Source organism: Parasphingorhabdus sp. NYA22 (assembly GCF_976973735.1).
In genome coordinates this window covers 1,072,326-1,090,920 of the sequence record NZ_OZ333477.1, presented here as the reverse complement: position 1 = coordinate 1,090,920, position 18,595 = coordinate 1,072,326, and the positions used below count along the sequence as shown (strand labels likewise).

Genomic DNA, 18,595 nt, shown 5'->3' with positions numbered 1-18,595 from the left:
GCGCCAGGATCGGGACGGTCTGTGCCCTAGCCTGGCGGAGATCTTCAACAGATAGCATGGCTTACCGAACCGTCGCTTTTTGCTTCCCAGGAACAAAGGCGCGGAACACGAACCAGACGAAGGCAAAGACGCCGATGCTAAACACGATGTCCCCCGGCACTCTGGCCCAGACCAGCGCCTGCATGATCGGGCTGTGAATGAACTCGGCCGAGCGGGCGAAGGAATAGCCTTTTTCTATGCTGACATAAGTCTGGAGCACACCCTGCGGCAGCAGCGACAGGAATGTCATCATCGCCAGACCGATATTGAGCGACCAGAACGAGATCTTGAGCATTTTCTCGTTCCAGAAATCAACGTCGGTCAGCCCGCGCATGCAATAGAGCGTCAGACCCAGTCCGAGCATGCCGTAGACCCCGAATAGCGCCGCATGGCCATGGTTGGCGGTGGTGTTGAGTCCTTGCATATAATAGAGCGCGATCGGCGGATTGATCATGAAGCCGAACAGCCCCGCGCCAACCAGGTTCCAGAATAACACTGCGGCAAAGAACAGGAACGGCCAGCGGTAATTGCGTTCCCACTCGGCCTCATGCTCGACCTTGTGCCGGGTATAGGCCTCGAAACCGACAACCAGCAGCGGCACCACTTCGAGCGCGGAAACCATCGCGCCAACGGCGATCACCGAGGTCGGCGTGCCGCTGAAGTAGAGATGGTGGAACGTCCCGAGCACGCCTCCGAACAGGAAGATGATCGTCGCGAACAGGACCATCACAGTCGCTGTCGATGTCCGCAATATGCCCATGCGGACGAACAACAGCGAGATGATTGCGGTGGCGAAGACTTCGAATATGCCCTCGACCCAGAGATGCACCACCCACCACCGCCAATATTCCATGATCGAAATATGGGTATGCTGTCCCCACATCAGGCCGGCAGCATAGAGCAGGCCGATGGCGATGGCGGACACCAGTACCAGATAGATCAGCGACTTCCCGCCCTTTTGCTGCAATACCGGCCACAGGCCCCGGACCACCAGTCCGACCCAGAGAAACAATCCTATGGTCAGATAGATCTGCCAGAAACGGCCGAGATCGACATATTCATAACCCTGATGGCCGAACCAGAAGTTCATCGTCAGATCATCAAAGAAGCGGTGGACCGCGGCCCATTGGCCGGCGAATGAACCGATCACGATGATCAGCAGACTGATGAACAGGAAATTCACGCCAAAGCGCTGGAATTTAGGATCTTTGCCGCCAAGCATCGGGGCGACATACAGCCCGGCTGCCAGCCAAGCGGTTGCGATCCAGAGCACCGCAAGCTGCGTATGCCAGGTCCGTGTCACCGCATAGGGAAGATATTCCGCGAACGGCAGGCCATAGAGCCCCTGCCCCTCCACCGCATAATGGGCGGTGACAATCCCGAGCAGGACCTGCCCCAGAAACATCGCACAGACGATCCAGAAATATTTCGCCGTCGCGCGCATGGAGGGCGTGATGACGGTGCTGTCCAAAATATCGGCTTTGGCAAAGCCCTCTTCCGGCTCGATCTCCTGCCGCCAGACATCAAATTGCTTGGCATAATAGGCGATCAGCGCGCCGGCCGCGCCAAGCAGCAAAATGACCGAGGCAATGCTCCACATCAATACTTCGGTGGTCGGTTTGTTGCCAACCAGCGGCTCGTGCGGCCAGTTGCTTGTGTAGGTAATTTCCTGACCGGGACGATTGGTCGTCGCGCCCCAGGCGGTCCAGAAATAGAAGGCGGAGAGTTGTTTCGCTTCCTTGTTGTTCAAAAGTCCGTGGACCGGAAATGCATAATCACGGCGCAGCGCCAGGGATTGCGGGTCACTGCCCTCATAAAGGCTGACATAATGGGTCTCGACCCGCTTGATCGCCTGCGCGCGCAAGTCACTGACGGTGATCACACCGGTCGCGGGATCATAGCTGTTGGTGCGCATTTCGTCCTGCAAAGCCGCTTTTTGCATGGCCATATGCTGCGTCTCGGACAGGCCTGCCAGTGGCGTTTCCATCGACAGGGCAAGCAATGCTTCTGCTTCCCGGTGCAACCAGTCGGCGCTCCAGTCCGGGGCGAGATAGCTGCCATGGCCCCAGATCGAGCCCTGCTCCATGCCACCGATAGATTGCCAGACATTCTGGCCGGTTTCGATATCATCAAGCGTGTACAGTATTTCGCCCGAGGCAGATTTTACGGCTGCCGGCATGGGCGGGGCCTGTTGATATATCTGCGCCCCGAGCAGCAGCAAGATGCCGAACATGAATATCATCCCGGCTGTCAGGATGATCCAAAGCCGCTTGATGCTGAAAGTATGCCTGTAAGTTTGCATGATGCCGTCCCCCCCCGTTACGTCAAAAAAGTCCGTGGCTCCCGCCGACCGCACCGAAAACTGTGATGATGCTGAACGTCAGTAATATCTGGTGCATCCGCACCATTTTTGCGAAGTCTCGTGCTGGATCCTTCGACTGTTCCATGCGGCGATGCAGGTGGAGCGGCTCGATTACAAAGAGCATCAGCGCGAATATCGCCCAGACCGCGACCATAGCATGCATCCACCAGTAAGACGCATCGAAGAACCGGTTCCACATATCCGTCCGCCAGACCATCCATAAGCCGCTCGCACCGGCGAGCAGCACCCAGATCCGCGCTTGCCAGGCAAAGCCGCTCTCGATCTGTTGAAATCGGGCAAGCCGCTTTTCCGGCGCTTCGCTGGCCTTCAGCATCGGCATGATTACCAGCGTGACAAAGGCAACACCACCAATCCACAGCAGCACGGTCAGGACATGGACAGCCCGGGCGATGCTGTAGTCATCCATCAGAAGGTTCAGCGCCCAGTGGATGCTCGCGGTAAAATTCCACCTGCATCTTCATCGGGCCGGTTAGTTTGACATAATGCGGTGCCTGCGGTGGGATCGGGGCGGGATTATCCACGGTTACCAGCCGCTGTGACGGCGGATCGATGAAAACCAGCTCCACCTCACCTTCCAATACGCGCAGCAGGCCCCAGGTGCCGTCTTTGGTACTATGCTCGTTGCGCAATTTGTCCGGCAGGCTGTTCTCGTCGAATATCGGCGAAGCGCCATAAGGAGCGGCTGGTGTGGATGCGCCGGCCATCAGACCAGAGCCCGGATGACGGCGAACGCGCAGGCAAAGACGGCCAGCAATATCGGCACGGTCAAAATCTGGGCATAAGCCGCTGTATAGTCCATCCATCCGGTCTGCGTTTCGATTCCACCAGTGGAGTGAGCCGGAGGTAGTGATTTCCGTTCGACTGCGCTGACATTGTTCAGAACCGCAGCTGTGCCGAAATACATTACGGTATAGGCGATGCTGATCACCAGCGCGAATATTGCAGCTGTGCCGTGACCGGTTGCGACAAACAAGGCCGTGAAAAACAAAGCATAAGAACCGAACATCGTGATCCAGACTGAAGCGGGCAATTCAAAATTGCGGCTTTCGTGAGCCGGTGCGCGATAACGCTCGGACAGGCCCTGCATTTCGGCAGTGATTTCAGCGGTAATCGCTTGCCCGCCTTCCATCTGAAAATCCATCAACATGACTGTTTCTCCTTTGGTTTCGAAATCGCATCGAGACCGCCACGCTGGACCTTGATGCCGGTGAGAAGACTGGAAGCGATGCGGTCCGCAGCCTCGCGAAAAACCTGAGCGGCGGCGTCATTGGGTGCGATGTCGTCCAGCGTCTGGTTCCAAAGCACGAGCCAGCGGTCAAAATGCAGATTGTCGAGGCCGCCGACGGCAATATGCTTGAGCATGGGATTGCCGCGAAACCGGCCGGACTCCAGCGTTACCGACGCCCAGAAATCTTTCATACGGGCGAGATGCGGCGTCCAGTCTGCGACATGGGATTGAAATATCGGCCCGAGCAGCGCGTCACTACGAATGGCACCGTAAAAAGTCTCGACCAGATTGGAAATCAGAGCGTCGTCAATGCCCAGCGCATTGGCTTGAGCCATTTTTTTTGCTCTGGCGCGTTCGGCATAGGTGGGTTCGGTCATGATCTCGACTCGGTTAATATGTATTTCATATGCACTGTTTATGCCGCTTGGCTTTTAAATGCAATATATGATACGCATCTTTTATGAGATTATCCGTTCAAACCGATTATGCCCTGCGCACATTGATGTATCTGGCTGCGCACGAGGGTCACCATTCGATCTCCGAAATCGCCGGACAATATGGTATCTCGAAGAACCATTTGATGAAGGTAGCGCAGCGGCTGGCCGCAGAAGGCTTTGTCGACAGTGTTCGCGGGCGCAGCGGTGGCCTATTGCTCAACCAGCCGGCCGAGACCATTAATGTGGGAAATGTCGTCCGCACTTTTGAAGAATATGGCGCCTTCGTGGAATGTTTCGATGCAACCAGTGGCGGCTGCGTCGTCACGCCTGTCTGCGGCCTGCGTCATGTGCTCGCCGACGGCATCGAAGCCTTCCTGCGGCATCTCGACGGATTCACCATAGCGGACCTGGTCGGTGACAAGGCGCGGTTCCGTGCCGTCTGGGAATGATCCGGTCATTCTCCGGCTCGCCGAGAAATATGCAATAATCTGGGCCATTGACGCCAAAAATCTGTATCAGGCTTGTCATGTCAAATTCAAACGCACTTTTGGTCGCCTTAAGGCAGATTAACCGGGCGATCGATTTACAGTCCAAAAAACTGGAGCGGGAGACCGGCCAGACAACGCCGCAACTTCTGCTTTTGAAGGCGCTGGAAAAGGACGGTCGGGCGAAACCTTCGGTTATCGCCAAATCGGTGCATCTGTCTCACGCCACGGTCACGTCGATCGTCGACCGGCTGGAAAAATCCGGAATGGTGATGCGCGAGAAAAGCGCTGATGATCGCCGTTCGGTAGAGATAGTTTTGACCGACAAAGGGCGGGAGTGCATCGAAAATGCACCGGAGATGCTGCAGGAAGATTTCCTGATTTCATTGGCGCAACTGGAACCATGGGAACAGAATTTGCTGATTTCCTCGGTCCAGCGCATCGCCGTGATGATGGATGCGAACCAGATTGAATCCGCCCCCATTCTGGAGGTCGGCGAAATCTAGCTTTGCGGTATCACGTCGGTCATGACCTCGTCCGCCGGCAAGTCCCAGGTAAGGTGCCGGTCATCCAGCACGATCATGTTTTTATCCGTGATCAGCGTGCCGAGCGTTTTATAGCCCAGCAACTGCATGGCCGATAATGTCGGATTACGGGCCAGAGCCATGGTTTCGTCGGAAGAGAAATTAGTCAGACCTCTAGCCAGTTCGTCGCCGGATTCTCCATATATGTGGATAACGTCGCCTTTGACATAGGGGCCCTGAATCGAGAGCACGTCCTCGCGGCCGATATTCCGCCGACCGGATTTAAAGGCTTCGGCAGTCGCCTCGGTAACGACAATGCTGCCCGCCATTTGCAGCCGATCCGACAGCCAGTTGGCCCAGGCAGATTCGGGCCGATCATTGGCCAGAATTCTGGTATGCGGCCGTTCATCGTTCAGCACCGACGTAACCGGATGCTCATATTCACCATGCGCGATCCGCGTATCGCAGCCGGCATTTTGCGCCATATGGGCCGCTTGTATCTTGGTCAGCATCCCGCCGCTTCCGAGAGTGCTCACGCCTTCTGTCACAGCGAGATAAGGCGACACATCGGTGACTTCCTCGACCAGCTTGGCGCCGGGCTCGGAAGGGTCTTTATCATATAGACCGTCAACCTGCGTCAGAATGATCAGCTCATCGGCCTGCAGCATTTGCGCAATTTTCGCAGACAGACGGTCATTGTCGCCAACCCGGATTTCTTCGGTCGTGATCGTGTCATTTTCGTTGATGATCGGCATGATATTGGCATCGAGCAGCCGATCGACGGTGTTCTTGGTATTAAGGAAGCGTTTGCGATCCTCAAGGTCGCGCAATGTCACCAGAACCTGCGCTATTTCAAAGCTATATTCGTGGGCAACCTGCTTATAGGCATTCAGCAAAAGCGGCATGCCACAAGCCGCTGCGGCCTGCTTGTCGCGCAGACCAGCCGTCTCCGGCCGCTCGCCGATCATATTCATACCCAGCGCGACCGAGCCGGACGAGCATAATATGACTTTCGCGCCACCTTCCCGCAACCGGGCGATATCTTCCAGCAAATTATGCATGAAAGCCCAGCGCGGCGTGAGTCGTTCTTCGTTGGCCAGCAGGCTGGAGCCGACTTTCACAACGATCGTTTTACCTTGTACCATTTAACGTGATGCCCTTATTACTTGTTGATGGAGGTAGGGATTGAACCTATCCAGTGCAATAATTTAGTGATCAAAACATATAATTTTGCGCCGAAGCTATATAAAACAAGCATTTGTTGACATATCTATTTTGAATACTAAGCACATTGCACAGTCCCTTATCATTAACAGCAAGAGATTAATTTGACAAAAATATTGCTCCTCGGATGCGGAAACATGGGCGGTGCGCTGCTGAAGGCATGGGCTGCCAACACCGATCACGAATTTACCGTGGCAGATCCGGCCAAACCCGATCTGCCGCAAGGCGTCACCCAGGTCGGCTCGGTCGAAGAACTGGGCGAACAGATTTTTGACTATCTTATCGTCGCGCTGAAACCGCAGCTGATTGACGACGTGCTTCCCGGCTATTTGCCGCGCTTGAGCCCTTCCGGTGTAATCAGCTCGATAGCAGCTGGATATTCCGCTGCGAAGCTGGCCGCACATGCGCCGGGCCGATCGGTCATCCGGATCATGCCTAACCTGCCCGCGGTCATCGGCAAGGGCGTCAGCGGCCTCTATGCCCATGGTGCTGTTTCCGAAACGGCATCGGGCGATATAGAGCAACTCGCCTTGTGCTCGGGCGAAATCGTCTGGGTAGACAGCGAGGATATGCTGGATCGCCTGACAGCGGTGGCCGGAAGCGGCCCCGGCTATGTTTTCGAAATGCTGCGCGCCTATGTCGAGGCCGCTGAAAATCTCGGCTTCAGCGAGGAAGATGCCAAAAACCTGGTTCTGGGGACCGTGCGCGGGACATTGGAGCTGGCGCTGGAATCGGACCTTTCGCTCGAGGATTTGCGCAAGAATGTCACCAGCAAGGGCGGCACCACCGCAGCCGGTCTCGATGCGCTGAACGGCAAGGAAGAATTTTCCGCGCTGATTTGCGACACGCTGGATGCAGCATACAAGCGCGCCGTCGAACTTCGCTAATAATAGCAATGTTTCACAGATGAATTACTCAGGCCGGCTGTACCCAGATGGCCTGACTCACGGCTCGTAATCAGACGACAACAGACGGAAGCTGGAACCTAACCGGTAAAGCCCGGCGCCCGATAGATTTCTGTTCCCCGCCGGTAGACGACCAGCTTCTTCAACGTTACCGGATGAAAAAAAGCCTCGATCGCCTGCCCGCTTTCGGTCCGGGCATAGACTTCGTAACAATCGCCCTCAACCTGAGTCTTGAGCAATTCCCAGCCTTCCATCCAAGCCTTTTTCTTCAGCTTCGAGATCGACTTCCAGTCCTTGGTCGGGCCCGCATCACATTTTATGTCGCCATCTGCATAAGCCGGTTGCGCCAGCATCAGCGTCGCCAGAACGGCAGCGGCTACGGCCGTATATTTGCGGGAAATTTTTCTCATGTCATACTCCGTTGCTTGCGGTGCCGTCGGCTGCGGCCGATAAAGCGTAAGATCCAGGCGAATATGAGCGGGGCCAGATGAATTAATGCTGGCTGCCAGGCCCAGTCGAGCAAAATCCAGTGCGCCAGCCCGATGAGGAAAGCCGGATAGACAAGCCGCTGGATATACTTCCAAGTCCGCCCGAGCTTCCGCATCGCGTAGTTGAAGCTTATCACCGCGGGTAGCAGCATCAGTACCAGCGAGAGCCAGCCGGTCCAGATTCCCGGAATGCCGAATTCTTCGGCCATCGCAGCGAGGCTGTTCATATCGAAGATGTAGAAAATCAGATGGAGCAGCGCGTAACCGAAAGCCGCGACGCCGAGATTGCGGCGGATTGCTATCCAGCCCCTGAAAAAGCGGTTGAGACCGAAAAATTCGGAAAGCGGCCCGGGCAGCATGGCGAGGATCATCAATCGCACTGACATCTCTCCGCTGGGATGCAGCATATCCATCGCCAGAGCATCGCCTTGGGTGAAAGACCACAGCATCAGGATACCGGGGACGGACAAAAGGAGCCACAACAGGCCTTTGGTGACGGAACTTTTCAAACCGTTGCCCAGCGCCGCAGCATGTTGTGATAGACGTGAATCAACCGGTCGATATCGGGATCATCGTGCGACCGGTCCGGTGTCAGCGATTGGATCGACTGATCGAGATCAAAAAGCAGCTCTCGTGCCGACGGGTCGGCAACGGCGCTTTGCATCCAGGTGATCGCACAAATCCGCTTGCCGCGCGTGACCGGCGTGACCTGATGCAGACTGGACGAGGGATACAAGACCATATCTCCGGCCGCCAGTTTGACCGGCTGTGCGCCATATTGCTGTTCTATCACCAGTTCTCCGCCATCATATTCATCCGGTTCGGACAGAAAAATCGTCGCCGACAGATCACTGCGGATGGTCATATTGGCTTCGGGAAGACGCATCAGAGCGGCATCGCTGTGGGTGCCGTAATGGCCGCCATTTTGATAAAGATTGAAAATGGGTGGCCAGATTTTCTCCGCCAGAGAGGCGGAGATGAACAGGGGATCATTGCCCAGTTTGCGCAATATGACATTGCCTAGTTCGACCGACAGCGCATTCTGGCGATCAAGCTGCAAATTCTGCTTCACCTTAACCGAGCGAGTGCCTGCCGACGCCGCGCCATCGGCCCATTCGGCAGCTTTAAGCTTCTGCCTGAAATCCCGGATCTGTTCTTCGTCCAGAATATTTTCGATGATTGTCAGCATGTGGTCAGCCGTTTGTTGGAATGGTAAGAGGGAGCGGCGATTCGCCGCTCCCTCTTCTCGTATCAGAAACGTCCGGTCAGCGTTAGCGTCGCGCGACGCTCGTCACCCTTGTACAGGAAGTGACCGCTGCGATAGCCGGCCAGATAATAATCCTTGTTGGTGACGTTGGTCATATTGACCCGCGCAGACAGATTTTCATTCACCTTGTAGCTAGCGAAGGCATCAAAGGTCCAGTAATCCGGAATCCGGTATGTGTAGACTTCCAGATCACTATTATAGCCTGCGGCATCATCCGGCTGGCCGGTGAACATTTCCCCTTTATAGGTAGCGGTACCACCAAAGGCGAAAGCCGACGTCGCCTGATAGCGTAACTGGGCCGTTGCCTGAGTGTTGGAGAAGTTGCTCAAGCGACGACCAATATTGTCCGGATCGTTGGAATCGGTGATTTCCGAATCCATGAAGGTGACCGAAGCCTGACCCGACAGTTTTGGCGTGATATTGCCCACCAGTCCGAGTTCAATGCCGCGAACCCGGTTTTCGCCAGTGTTCAGGCTGCCACCCGAGGCATAGTCATCGCCGGCAGATTCGAACACGTCGCTCTTGGTGATCTGAAAGGCAGCGGCCGTGAACATCAGGTGATCGTCAAACAGGTCAGCTTTCACGCCAAATTCATAGCTGGTCGAGCTTTCAGGCCGTCCGTCACCAATGTCGGTACCATCATCAACACAGATCCCGCCATAGCCGCAATTGCCGCCCAGATCGGATTCTCCGCCGTTGATATTCTTGGCAGAGCCCCAGTTGAAATAGACATAGACTTCTTCCATCGGCTTGATGCCGATGCCGGCATGGCCGTTCCACAATGTGTCCTTGTAGCGATAACCGGTCACCGTGCCGCGGCTGTCTACCGTGTTGCTATAGTCGAATGCATCGACGCGAACACCGCCGTGGACCGAGAGCCATGGATTGATATCGACCGTGTCCATCAGATAAACGGACATTGTCTCCACCTTCCAGGCGCTGTCAGCCGAACCGGTAGCAATATCCCGCTGCAGAATATTGTGAATGTCAGAGACGTTTACATCGCGGTTTTCGTCAGTGATACAATAGGATGCGCTTGGTCCATTACGGCCTTCCGTGATGCAGTTGGTCGCACCATTTGTCGTCAGATCATAGGTACCATTTGTTACTTCGAGGTTCGAATATTCGGCACCAGCAACGATATTGTGCCCAATTGATCCGGTGTCGAATTCACCGAAGACGTTGAACTGGTTGACGAAATATTCGACTTCCTGATTGCCCTGATGGGTGCTCAATGTGACGGGGGCGAAGGTATCCGTGTCCGTATCATAAGCGCCGCCGCGCAGACCGGTCAGCACATAACCGTTTGACGTTTCGCCATAGCGGGTAGAATTGACGATCGAGAAACCGTCAAAGGGCGTGATGAAAACACGTCCGGTGAATGTATCGACGTTAGTGGTGAGAAAGTCCCCGGACTGGGTGTAATTTGGTACATCATCCCATGGACCATAGACTGTCACGTCATCCGGTCCCGTGCCGGTAGGAGCTGGCACATAACCACCGAGATCCGGCGTGTCGTCGGCTTCGAGATGATAATAGTCGAGCAGGACACGGATCGTGTCATTCAGCTTGAAGCTACCCGACAGAGCCGCACCGATACGCTCGCGATCCGAGAAATTGCGGTTCGGCGCTTCGTCATAGCCGTAAAGCAGGTTGGCACGCAGCGCGATGTCGTCGCTCAGCGCCCAGTTGCTGTCGAGTGTGACACGGTAAAAATCGTCAGTGCCGATGCCCAGATCGATGCGGTTGAAATTATAATCGGTGCTGGCCTGTTTGGTGATCGAGTTCACCGCGCCGCCGGTCGAACCGCGGCCAGCGAAAGAAGAGCTTGGGCCCTTGGTGATTTCAATCTGTTCGACCGCAAAGGTTTCGCGCGTCGTCATGCCAGGATCGCGGAGACCATCGACAAACACATCGCTGCGCGCTTCATGGCCGCGAATGATGTAACGGTCGCCGAAAGCATTGCCGTTTTCACCGGTACCGACGGTTACGCCGGGCTGGTTGTCGAGAATATCACGCAAGTTGGTTGCGCCCTGCTCGTCGAGCTGGCTTTCGGTCAGCACGGTGATCGTGGCCGGCGTTTCCGACAATGGCTTCACGCGGCGAAGATCGCCGGAAATACGGGCCTTATAAGGAGCGCCTTTCTGCGTATAAGGGTTCACATCAGCGGCGTTATCTTCGATCTGAAGCGTTTCCAGTTCGACTTCTTCGGGCTCTGCATCTTGCGCAAATGCCGGGGCGGTGGAAAGTGCTGTCGTCAGACCTAATGCAACAACAGCGCTGCGCTTACCCAGGCTGGAGAAACGGAGGCTCGCTGGTCTCTGCATATGGGACGTATTTTTTCTCATCGTGAATTTTCCTTTTTTCAACGAGTTCTGAGGGAATAATCAATGGGCAGCGAGATCGTCACTGTGTCTCGCTCCATGGATGCGGGCATGGCAGGCAATGGCGCGACGCGCTGCATCAGCGCCAGAGTGGCCTGGTCAAGAATGACGTGTCCGCTGGATCCGGTGATCGAGACATTTGAAATATTGCCGCTGCGATCTACCGTGAACCGGACTTTGACCACGCCTTGCTCGCGGGCCTTGCGGGCCTCGGTGGGATATTTTTTGCGCTGGTTGAGATGCGCGCTGACCATCGCGTAATAGTTGGCCCGCTCTTTTTTTGCCTTGGGGCTGTTGCCTGCGCTGCGACTTGGAGCCGCACTGGGAGCGGCGGTCGGTGGTGCTTCTGCTCTTGCTGGCGCCGATATGGCAACAGGGGCGCTTTTAATCTGAGGTGCCGGCACTGATGGCGCTGCCGGGCGTTTGGGTTCTGGCGGCAAAATAACTGCATCATCCGGCAAGGGCGCGCGAACGGTCGGAACCTCGAACGGCAGCTCCTGTTGCGGCGGGATATATTCCGGCTGCGATGCGGGCGTCGGCTCAGACATGGCCTCGCTCGCACTCGCAGGGGGAAGCTCTACAAGAACCACCGGCTCAGGGATGGGGCGAACGTGCGGAGCCTTCCATGCCATCGCAGCCAGGCCAACAAAGCCATGTGCTGCCACGGCAATGGCTGCGGCGATAACCCAGCGACGTTTTTCGTCGGAACTGAGCATCGCCTTATTCATTTTACTGCGCCGGATTCCGCGCCAACCAGGGCGACGTGCAGATAGCCGGCAGAGCGCAGCGAATTCATCGCGCCCATGATGGTGTCATAAGTGATCGTCTTGTCGGCCCGCAGAAAGATGCGTTGCTCTCTGTCGGATTGGGTCGCCGTTTCGATCGCGGCTCCGAGACCGGCTTCGGATACCGGCGTCTCGTTCACGAGTAGATTGCCGTCGGCCTGGATAGACAGAAACACCGGCTTGTCGGGTTTCGGCGCGGCATTGGCCGTAGATACCGGCAGATCAACTTTCACGTCGACCGTAGCAAGCGGCGCCGCGACCATGAAGATGATCAGCAACACCAGCATCACGTCGATGAAGGGCGTGACGTTGATGTCGTGATTTACCGGAAGGTCATCGCTATTGTCGTTGAGCCGGATCGACATCGTTTCAATCCTTTTCGATCTTCACGGTGCCGCGGCTGAGGTCACGGGATACCAGTCGCAGGATTGCCGCAGCCGTGTCCGAAACGATCGCGCGATAGGCAGAAATCTGGCGGGAGAAATGGTTGTACATAACGACTGCGGGAATGGCGGCGACCAGGCCCAGCGCCGTGGCAAGCAGGGCTTCTGCGATGCCGGGCGCGACAACGGCCAAATTTGTGGTCTGTTTCTCGGCGATACCGATGAAGCTGTTCATGATGCCCCAGACCGTGCCGAATAGTCCGACAAAGGGAGCGGTCGCGCCGATGGTCGCCAATATATTGACGCCGCGCGTCATTTTGCGCGACAGAGCGGCTTCATATCGTTCAAATCGGGAAACGATCCGCTCCTTGATGCCGTCGCCGTCCTGCAGGGCATCGGCGGACAGCGCGAGTTCGGCAGAAGCCTCTTGCACCAGCGCGGTTTTTGACAGCACCGGATCGCTGCCAGCGTCGTCAAGAGAGCGCAGCTTGGCAACTTCATCATGGACGACCCGTTCAGCGGCCATTGCCTTGCGCAGTTCCGAAAGCTTGGCGATGAATATGGTCCAGCTCACCAGCGAGGCGATGATCAGGCCGAGGATGACGATCTTCACGATCCAGTCCGCCTGGGCGAACATACCACCGACACTGAGTTCGACGGGAATGGTCGATAAGGGTGAAGCAGCGGCCGCACCTGCTGTCACTAGCAACGCTGCAATCGCCACGGATTTTATAACATGCCCCATAGGTCTTTTGGCCACTCTTGCCCCCTGCTATTACTCATGCGAATCATTCGCATCGACGACATGCCAATTACAGCTTCTTATTGCTATTGCAAGTGATTCTCATTACTTTACTGATGATGAACCGGTTGCAGGAAAGTCTGCCACTCGCCTGCCCGATATCGGAGCACATGCAATTGGCCTTCGCGCTCGGGAACTTATTAAATGGCCAGGACAAAGCCTCCCGTTCGGGTCCCGGCGGCTGGGGGAATGTGGAACACCTGTTCCTACCAATATCGACCGATCTTATTCGGGTCTGCGCGTTCAGTGATCGGCGTTGGCAAAAATTGTTGTACCCGCCGTCCTCCGGAAAGCGACGCAGAGCCCGCCTGCACCCAATGACACCGAGGTTATATGACGGGATCACGGCGTACTTAAAATATCCGCCTCAACCAGCGAGCCATGGTCATCCCGCCGGTAACCGCTCACACCCGGTTTATACCGGAGATAAGGGGAAGAGATCCAGACTTCCGGCGTAACCCATACTTCAACCGGAGGCGACTTTTCAAAACATAGCAGTCCGGCAAATATATATATTTATCTGATCTCACCATTGTTGATTTGTCCAGCGCGGCAACTACGGCGGTGTCGGGCTTCATACCAGCGCTTTTAGCATAGCCATGTGCCTCTTTTCCCTGCCACGCTCGTATCATTTGCCAGCCAGACTTCCGTTTGATAATGCGGTGGCAAAGCTAATAATCTGAGATTTTTTTATGAGCGCCTTGAACCTCGACAGCGTCGAAAACAGCGCCTATTACGGATTGAACGCAGTGGTTTCCTATCTCTTGGAAGCCATACAAAATCCCGTCAGCATCGCGGCCCTATGTAATCATGTGACCGAAAATTTCGATATCGACCTTGTAGTACGCCAGAGCGATGTCATGGAATTGCTGACAGATTTCCGCAAACGCAATCTGGTGCAATTGGCAGGATAGCAAAATGGACGGATTCTCCACGCTCTTGCGTCCGTCATGATCAAGACCATGAAACGGAAATTTGTGACGGCAACACAGATGCCGCCGCTATTCTATCTCTGGCTTATCCCCGCGTGGTTCCTTCTGGGCCTAAGCCGCTTTGTCATTCTCACCGTAACGTTCAAGCGTTTCGTCCATTGGCTGGGCTTGCACGACGGTCTTGCCCCGCGCACACCGCTGACCACGGCCGATCAGCAGATGCGCGCACGCGCCATCAGCAGCGCGATTGCGGTCGCGGCCAAATATGCGCCATGGAAAGCCAATTGCTTTCCGCAAGCCATCACCGCGCGGCTGATATTGGGCTTTTACGATATACCTTATGCGCTATTCTTTGGCGTGACCCGCAGCAAGCAGGACGACGATATGGGAGAGCTGAAGGCCCATGCATGGGTTGTGTCGGGGCGCGTAAACGTCACCGGAGGCCGCAGCTTCCGGCAATTCACATCGGTGGGCTGCTTCGTTTCGAACTGAGCTTTTTTAAAACTGACAATGGAGCAGGCAATATTGTCACGCACATCATACGCATAATTATCGACCGGTGATAATCACCCTGCGGACAATATTCCCGTATCGCTGTCGAGACAGCAGGCTATCCTATATCCATAATTCCGGGTTTCCTCTTGGCAGCGGGTACCTATCCAAGACGAAGAGCCGATGAGCTACCAGTGTCCGTAACGATCCATTTCCACACAATCACGAGGTGACCAATTTGGAGCGTTCTGGCGGATTTCTCGACGAGGCTTTTAGCGGCGGCTGGAAGATACTGCTGGCGGGCGTGATCGGTATGATGCTGGGCATCAGTGCCCTGCCCTTTTACACATTGGGCGTATTTGCCCAGCCGGTGGCCGATGATTTCGGCTGGTCAAGAACGATGGTTGTTTCGGGCTTCTCCTTTCAGATGGCTGGAACCGTCATGGTGGCGTGGCTGGCCGGCTGGATGATCGATCGATACAGCGTACGGAAAATTGCCTTGTTCAGCCAGGCAGGACTTGCATTGGCTTTTCTGTTGCTCGCCATGCAAAACGGTTCGCTGTGGCTGTGGCAGCTGAACTGGTTCATGCTGGCCCTGCTGGGTATCGGGACCTCGCCGATGAGCTGGTCTCGCGGCATCGTCGAACGGTTCGAAAGCGGTCGCGGCCTTGCCCTCGGCATCGCCTTGTCCGGCAGCGGAATCACCGCCTTTGCCGGGCCACCGCTGATCGAAGCCATTATCGGGGCATATGGCTGGCGTGCAGGCTATTATGCTCTGGCCGGTGCAATCACGCTAGTCGGCCTTCCGTCCACATGGTTTCTGTTTCAGGCTTCTGGCCAGAAAGAAGCAGACAGCGGCGCGAAGCCGGCCAACCCGTTAACCGGCCTCAGCTTCAAGCAGGCGCTGCTCACGCGGCAATTCTGGCTGATCCTGGCGGCCTTCTGCACCATCACCTTTGCCGTCAGCGGCACCATTCCCAATCTGGTGCCGATCATGCAGACAATGGGCATCGAACAGGCGGCATATTATGTCAGTCTGATCGGCATCGCGATCATTTTCAGCCGCTTGGTCAGCGGCTTTCTGATCGACCGTTTCTGGGCGCCCGGCGTCGCGGCAACGCTGGTGCTGATCGCCGCCGGTGCCTGCGCCCTATTATCACAAGGCATAGCCCCGGCCTTCGCCGTCATCGCGCTTGGCGTTGCAGCCGGCGCAGAATTTGACCTGATCGCCTTCCTTTGTGTCCGCTATTTCGGCATGCGTGCCTATGGCCGCATCTATGCCTGGCTCTGGGCCGGATTTGCCATCGCGACCGGACTGGGCTCGCTCACGATCGCCTATTTCGTTGAAACAGGCCTCGGGCCGTCGGGCGTCATGCTGGCGGTCGTCGGCGCCTTGATCACCGCAGCGGCTGCGCTGCTGGCGCTGGGTCGCTATCCGGATCCGGATAAATGGGAGCGTGCGGCCTGACCTCTCAAGCGACATGGCACCAATCTCCACGTGCGCACCATCGGCCTTTGCAATCCGGCCAGCCACTGCACCGACACTGCCTGCGTCTTAGTCGCCTGCTGCAAAATCCGGATGGTTTGACAGCTATCGGCGAGACTTGCCGTCTATCCAGAAATTCTGGCGGAGAAGATCGGCGGCGCCTGGGTTTTTGTCCGATCCAGACTCTTCTATCACAGCGAAATCATCAAAGAGAATATCGCCGCCGTCCGATCCGGTCATTTGCAGAATTGGACGCATCGGCAGCGTTTTGCCTTTTTTGGAAAGGAGCGGTTTGAAATCAAAGCGGAAATGCTGCCAGCTTCCCGCCGGTATCGCTACGGATCCCAAAGACTTCCGGTCGGCTTCCTTTAAAGCCTGGAATCGGCCAACGCCTGACGGTCTCGATTGCAGGGATGCTGAAAGCCGTAGAGGATTCTCGGTTTTGATCCACCCGGCAACGGAATATCCGGAACCGTTCAGCACCCGCAGGAAGGTCCGTGGCGCTATCGTGATACTGCCCTTGTCCGACGTCTGTTGAAGTGCCAGTGCATAACGCCCCGACCGGCTGGTTTCCGACAAGGAGGCGTCAGCATTTCCGACCTCCCAGCTCTGGTCGATTACACCGTCATATCGACCGGATTCAAAATCCCCGCGATGCCAGATATCCTCTCCCGAAACCCAGTTTTCGGCAGGCTGATCGATGCACGCTTCCGGGCCGCGTTCAAGATTGAATGACAGGCGCCGCACGCCGCCCTCGCCCTTTTCCGGGACAGAGCAAGTCACCGCCGAGATAGCCGGGACCGTATCCAGGTTCTTGATAACAGCGTGACCGCCGGACATGGAAATATTTGTTCCCAACGCCCGGGATTGACTGAATAACCTGCGCAATACGCCTTCTCGCATATTGGCAACGGCCGGTACCGGTCGATAGTCAAGCAATTGCACCGGAATAGCTTCCGCCCGGTAAAATTGGTCTCCGTCCATCCACACCTTGAGCACATAAGCCAGTTGCGCCTCGAAAAAATACTGATCGAATATGAAATTCCCGAGCGAATAAGCGATCAATTTGCCGCGATAGAGTTCCAGTCCGTGGGTGACATGCGGATGATGGCCGACTACCAGATCGGCGCCGGCATCGACAGAGGTCTTCAAACGGGATTGCGTTATTTCCGTCGGCGCATCGCTATATTCGCGGCTACCGTGATATTGTACCACCGCGATCCGGTCATCAGCCGCTTCGCGCTTCACCGCCCGACCGATATTGCCAGCGCTTCCGTGCGCGGCCCCTCCCTTGTCGGTTCCGGCAACCTGATTGGGCGAGACATTGCCCGCCCATCCGACAAAACCGAGCATCGAATATTTTTGCCCACCAATGTCGACATGTGTTGCTTTCAGCGCATCTTTTGCCCGGTGCCCCGCACCAGAATAGAACAGACCCGCTGCGTCGAGCGCGTCCGTTGTCGATTCCATGCCAGCATCAAGATAGTCATAAATATGATTATTCCCCAAGGTCACATAGTCGATCCCGGCACTTTTCAGGGCTACGGCAGCATCGGGATGGCTGTAGAATGTGATCGACTTCGGAGCTCTCTCCGGCGGCTTGCTTGCCGACAGGACCGTTTCCAGATTTACCGCAGCGAAATCCGATGCGCGCAAATAGGGAGCCATTGGTGTCAGCAACGCCTCCATATCCCTGGCCCGGCTTGTCGGGCGTATCAGGGGCGATGACCGGAAGCGGGGCTTCTCGTATCGCCGGCCCATCATCACATCGCCGGCAAAGATCAGTTCTACGCGGCCGGGCTTGCGCGCGACAAGTTCAGTTTGTGGCACAATATAGTGGCCGTTCTCCGACCGCTGCAGTTCGGCCTGGGCAAATGTATAGATGCCGGTGAAGAGCGAACGGCTATCGAAACGAAGCTGGTAGATATCCGCCTGCGCAACGCGCGCTGCATAACGACCGTCTATTTGTACCGTGAATTTTTGACCGTTTATCGAAACCGTCAAATCCTCGACCGGAAGCTCTCCCTCATCCGCGACCGCTATCCCTTCGATCATAACCATATCAGGCTGACTTGCGATCAGCGGCGTATAAGCGAGAAAGCAGGCCAGAAACCCGATCACCACAAAATAGCAGTCTTTGGCAATATGGCTGAACTTATCCAGGCTCGCAGCCTGCACCGGCTTTCCAAAACTCATGATGACCCTCGCTTTCCCGATATGCGTGCCTTTCTAGTCAGGCGACGTCGGGAATCTGATAACCGAAACGGGAAAGACATCCAACATGCTCATCGTTCAAAGGCGCATAGCCAAAGGCTATGCCAGACCTGTCGAACGATATTGGAAGAACGACA

Annotated in this window: 20 protein-coding genes; 6 read left to right on the top strand and 14 right to left on the bottom strand. The window is 56.0% G+C overall.

The window, feature by feature from the left end; all coding sequences use genetic code 11:
• Nucleotides 1-61 precede the first annotated feature (61 nt).
• Genes ACWFTY_RS05320 through ACWFTY_RS05300 form a run of 5 tightly spaced genes read right to left on the bottom strand, consistent with a single transcriptional unit; the run spans nt 62 to nt 4,027 of the window.
• Nucleotides 62-2,341 carry a nitric-oxide reductase large subunit gene (locus tag ACWFTY_RS05320; RefSeq protein ID WP_447526335.1) on the bottom strand — a complete coding sequence of 760 codons (2,280 nt, stop codon included), beginning with the start codon at nt 2,339-2,341 and terminating at the stop codon, nt 62-64.
• A gap of 22 nt (nt 2,342-2,363) precedes the next feature.
• Entirely contained in the window at nt 2,364-2,828 is a 465-nt protein-coding gene (locus ACWFTY_RS05315; RefSeq protein WP_447526334.1) for a hypothetical protein, read from the bottom strand.
• A complete protein-coding gene (locus ACWFTY_RS05310; RefSeq protein ID WP_447526333.1) occupies nt 2,821-3,126 on the bottom strand; it encodes a DUF1971 domain-containing protein in 306 nt (101 codons plus the stop codon). The genes ACWFTY_RS05315 and ACWFTY_RS05310 overlap by 8 nt, the downstream gene beginning before the upstream one ends.
• Complete coding sequence (locus tag ACWFTY_RS05305) at nt 3,126-3,569, bottom strand: hypothetical protein (protein WP_447526332.1); 444 nt, start codon at nt 3,567-3,569, stop codon at nt 3,126-3,128. Before ACWFTY_RS05305 ends, ACWFTY_RS05310 begins: the two co-directional genes overlap by 1 nt.
• Nucleotides 3,563-4,027, bottom strand: coding sequence for a group III truncated hemoglobin (locus tag ACWFTY_RS05300; RefSeq protein ID WP_447526331.1), 465 nt, complete (start codon nt 4,025-4,027; stop codon nt 3,563-3,565). The genes ACWFTY_RS05305 and ACWFTY_RS05300 overlap by 7 nt, the downstream gene beginning before the upstream one ends.
• An 83-nt stretch (nt 4,028-4,110) precedes the next feature.
• Here ACWFTY_RS05300 and ACWFTY_RS05295 point away from each other — a divergent pair, with 83 nt between their 5' ends.
• Together ACWFTY_RS05295 and ACWFTY_RS05290 are read left to right on the top strand one after the other, a co-directional pair.
• A complete protein-coding gene (locus ACWFTY_RS05295; protein WP_447526330.1) occupies nt 4,111-4,536 on the top strand; it encodes an RrF2 family transcriptional regulator in 426 nt (141 codons plus the stop codon).
• Between the two features lie 77 nt (nt 4,537-4,613).
• A complete protein-coding gene (locus ACWFTY_RS05290) occupies nt 4,614-5,078 on the top strand; it encodes a MarR family winged helix-turn-helix transcriptional regulator (RefSeq protein WP_447526329.1) in 465 nt (154 codons plus the stop codon).
• Here ACWFTY_RS05290 and proB read toward each other — a convergent pair.
• Nucleotides 5,075-6,241 carry a glutamate 5-kinase gene (gene proB / locus ACWFTY_RS05285; protein WP_447526328.1) on the bottom strand — a complete coding sequence of 389 codons (1,167 nt, stop codon included), beginning with the start codon at nt 6,239-6,241 and terminating at the stop codon, nt 5,075-5,077. The genes ACWFTY_RS05290 and proB overlap by 4 nt on opposite strands.
• Before the next feature lie 183 nt (nt 6,242-6,424).
• On the opposite strand from proB, the gene ACWFTY_RS05280 reads away from it, so the two are divergent.
• Entirely contained in the window at nt 6,425-7,207 is a 783-nt protein-coding gene (locus ACWFTY_RS05280) for a pyrroline-5-carboxylate reductase family protein (protein WP_447526327.1), read from the top strand.
• Nucleotides 7,208-7,305: 98 nt separating this feature from the next.
• On the opposite strand, the gene ACWFTY_RS05275 is transcribed toward ACWFTY_RS05280, so the two are convergent.
• The 7 genes from ACWFTY_RS05275 to exbB form a co-directional block, all read right to left on the bottom strand.
• On the bottom strand, nt 7,306-7,635 hold the full coding sequence (locus tag ACWFTY_RS05275) for a PepSY domain-containing protein (RefSeq protein WP_447526326.1): 330 nt from the start codon (nt 7,633-7,635) through the stop codon (nt 7,306-7,308).
• Nucleotides 7,632-8,222, bottom strand: a complete 591-nt coding sequence (locus tag ACWFTY_RS05270) for a sulfite oxidase heme-binding subunit YedZ (RefSeq protein ID WP_447526325.1) — start codon at nt 8,220-8,222, stop codon at nt 7,632-7,634. The genes ACWFTY_RS05275 and ACWFTY_RS05270 overlap by 4 nt, the downstream gene beginning before the upstream one ends.
• Nucleotides 8,219-8,902, bottom strand: coding sequence for a Fe2+-dependent dioxygenase (locus tag ACWFTY_RS05265; protein ID WP_447526324.1), 684 nt, complete (start codon nt 8,900-8,902; stop codon nt 8,219-8,221). Before ACWFTY_RS05265 ends, ACWFTY_RS05270 begins: the two co-directional genes overlap by 4 nt.
• 62 nt (nt 8,903-8,964) lie before the next feature.
• On the bottom strand, nt 8,965-11,328 hold the full coding sequence (locus tag ACWFTY_RS05260) for a TonB-dependent receptor (RefSeq protein ID WP_447526323.1): 2,364 nt from the start codon (nt 11,326-11,328) through the stop codon (nt 8,965-8,967).
• Nucleotides 11,329-11,345: 17 nt separating this feature from the next.
• Complete coding sequence (locus ACWFTY_RS05255) at nt 11,346-12,092, bottom strand: TonB family protein (protein WP_447526322.1); 747 nt, start codon at nt 12,090-12,092, stop codon at nt 11,346-11,348.
• The gene (gene exbD, locus ACWFTY_RS05250) at nt 12,089-12,514 is read right to left on the bottom strand and encodes a TonB system transport protein ExbD (protein ID WP_447526321.1); all 426 of its coding nucleotides are present in this window, start codon (nt 12,512-12,514) and stop codon (nt 12,089-12,091) included. Before exbD ends, ACWFTY_RS05255 begins: the two co-directional genes overlap by 4 nt.
• Nucleotides 12,515-12,518: 4 nt before the next feature.
• Nucleotides 12,519-13,292, bottom strand: coding sequence for a tonB-system energizer ExbB (gene exbB / locus ACWFTY_RS05245; RefSeq protein ID WP_447526320.1), 774 nt, complete (start codon nt 13,290-13,292; stop codon nt 12,519-12,521).
• A gap of 734 nt (nt 13,293-14,026) precedes the next feature.
• On the opposite strand from exbB, the gene ACWFTY_RS05240 reads away from it, so the two are divergent.
• The 3 genes from ACWFTY_RS05240 to ACWFTY_RS05230 all read left to right on the top strand — a co-directional run bounded on the left by ACWFTY_RS05240 (nt 14,027) and on the right by ACWFTY_RS05230 (nt 16,226).
• Nucleotides 14,027-14,248 carry a PqqD family protein gene (locus ACWFTY_RS05240; protein ID WP_447526319.1) on the top strand — a complete coding sequence of 74 codons (222 nt, stop codon included), beginning with the start codon at nt 14,027-14,029 and terminating at the stop codon, nt 14,246-14,248.
• A 48-nt stretch (nt 14,249-14,296) separates the two neighbouring features.
• The gene (locus ACWFTY_RS05235) at nt 14,297-14,758 is read left to right on the top strand and encodes a lasso peptide biosynthesis B2 protein (RefSeq protein ID WP_447526318.1); all 462 of its coding nucleotides are present in this window, start codon (nt 14,297-14,299) and stop codon (nt 14,756-14,758) included.
• Between the two features lie 238 nt (nt 14,759-14,996).
• Nucleotides 14,997-16,226 (top strand): MFS transporter, encoded by a 1,230-nt coding sequence (locus ACWFTY_RS05230; protein WP_447526317.1) that lies wholly within the window; start codon nt 14,997-14,999, stop codon nt 16,224-16,226.
• A 123-nt stretch (nt 16,227-16,349) separates the two neighbouring features.
• Here ACWFTY_RS05230 and ACWFTY_RS05225 read toward each other — a convergent pair whose 3' ends face one another.
• Nucleotides 16,350-18,440: a CapA family protein gene (locus tag ACWFTY_RS05225; RefSeq protein ID WP_447526316.1), complete on the bottom strand. Its 2,091-nt coding sequence runs from the start codon at nt 18,438-18,440 to the stop codon at nt 16,350-16,352.
• Nucleotides 18,441-18,595: the final 155 nt, after the last annotated feature.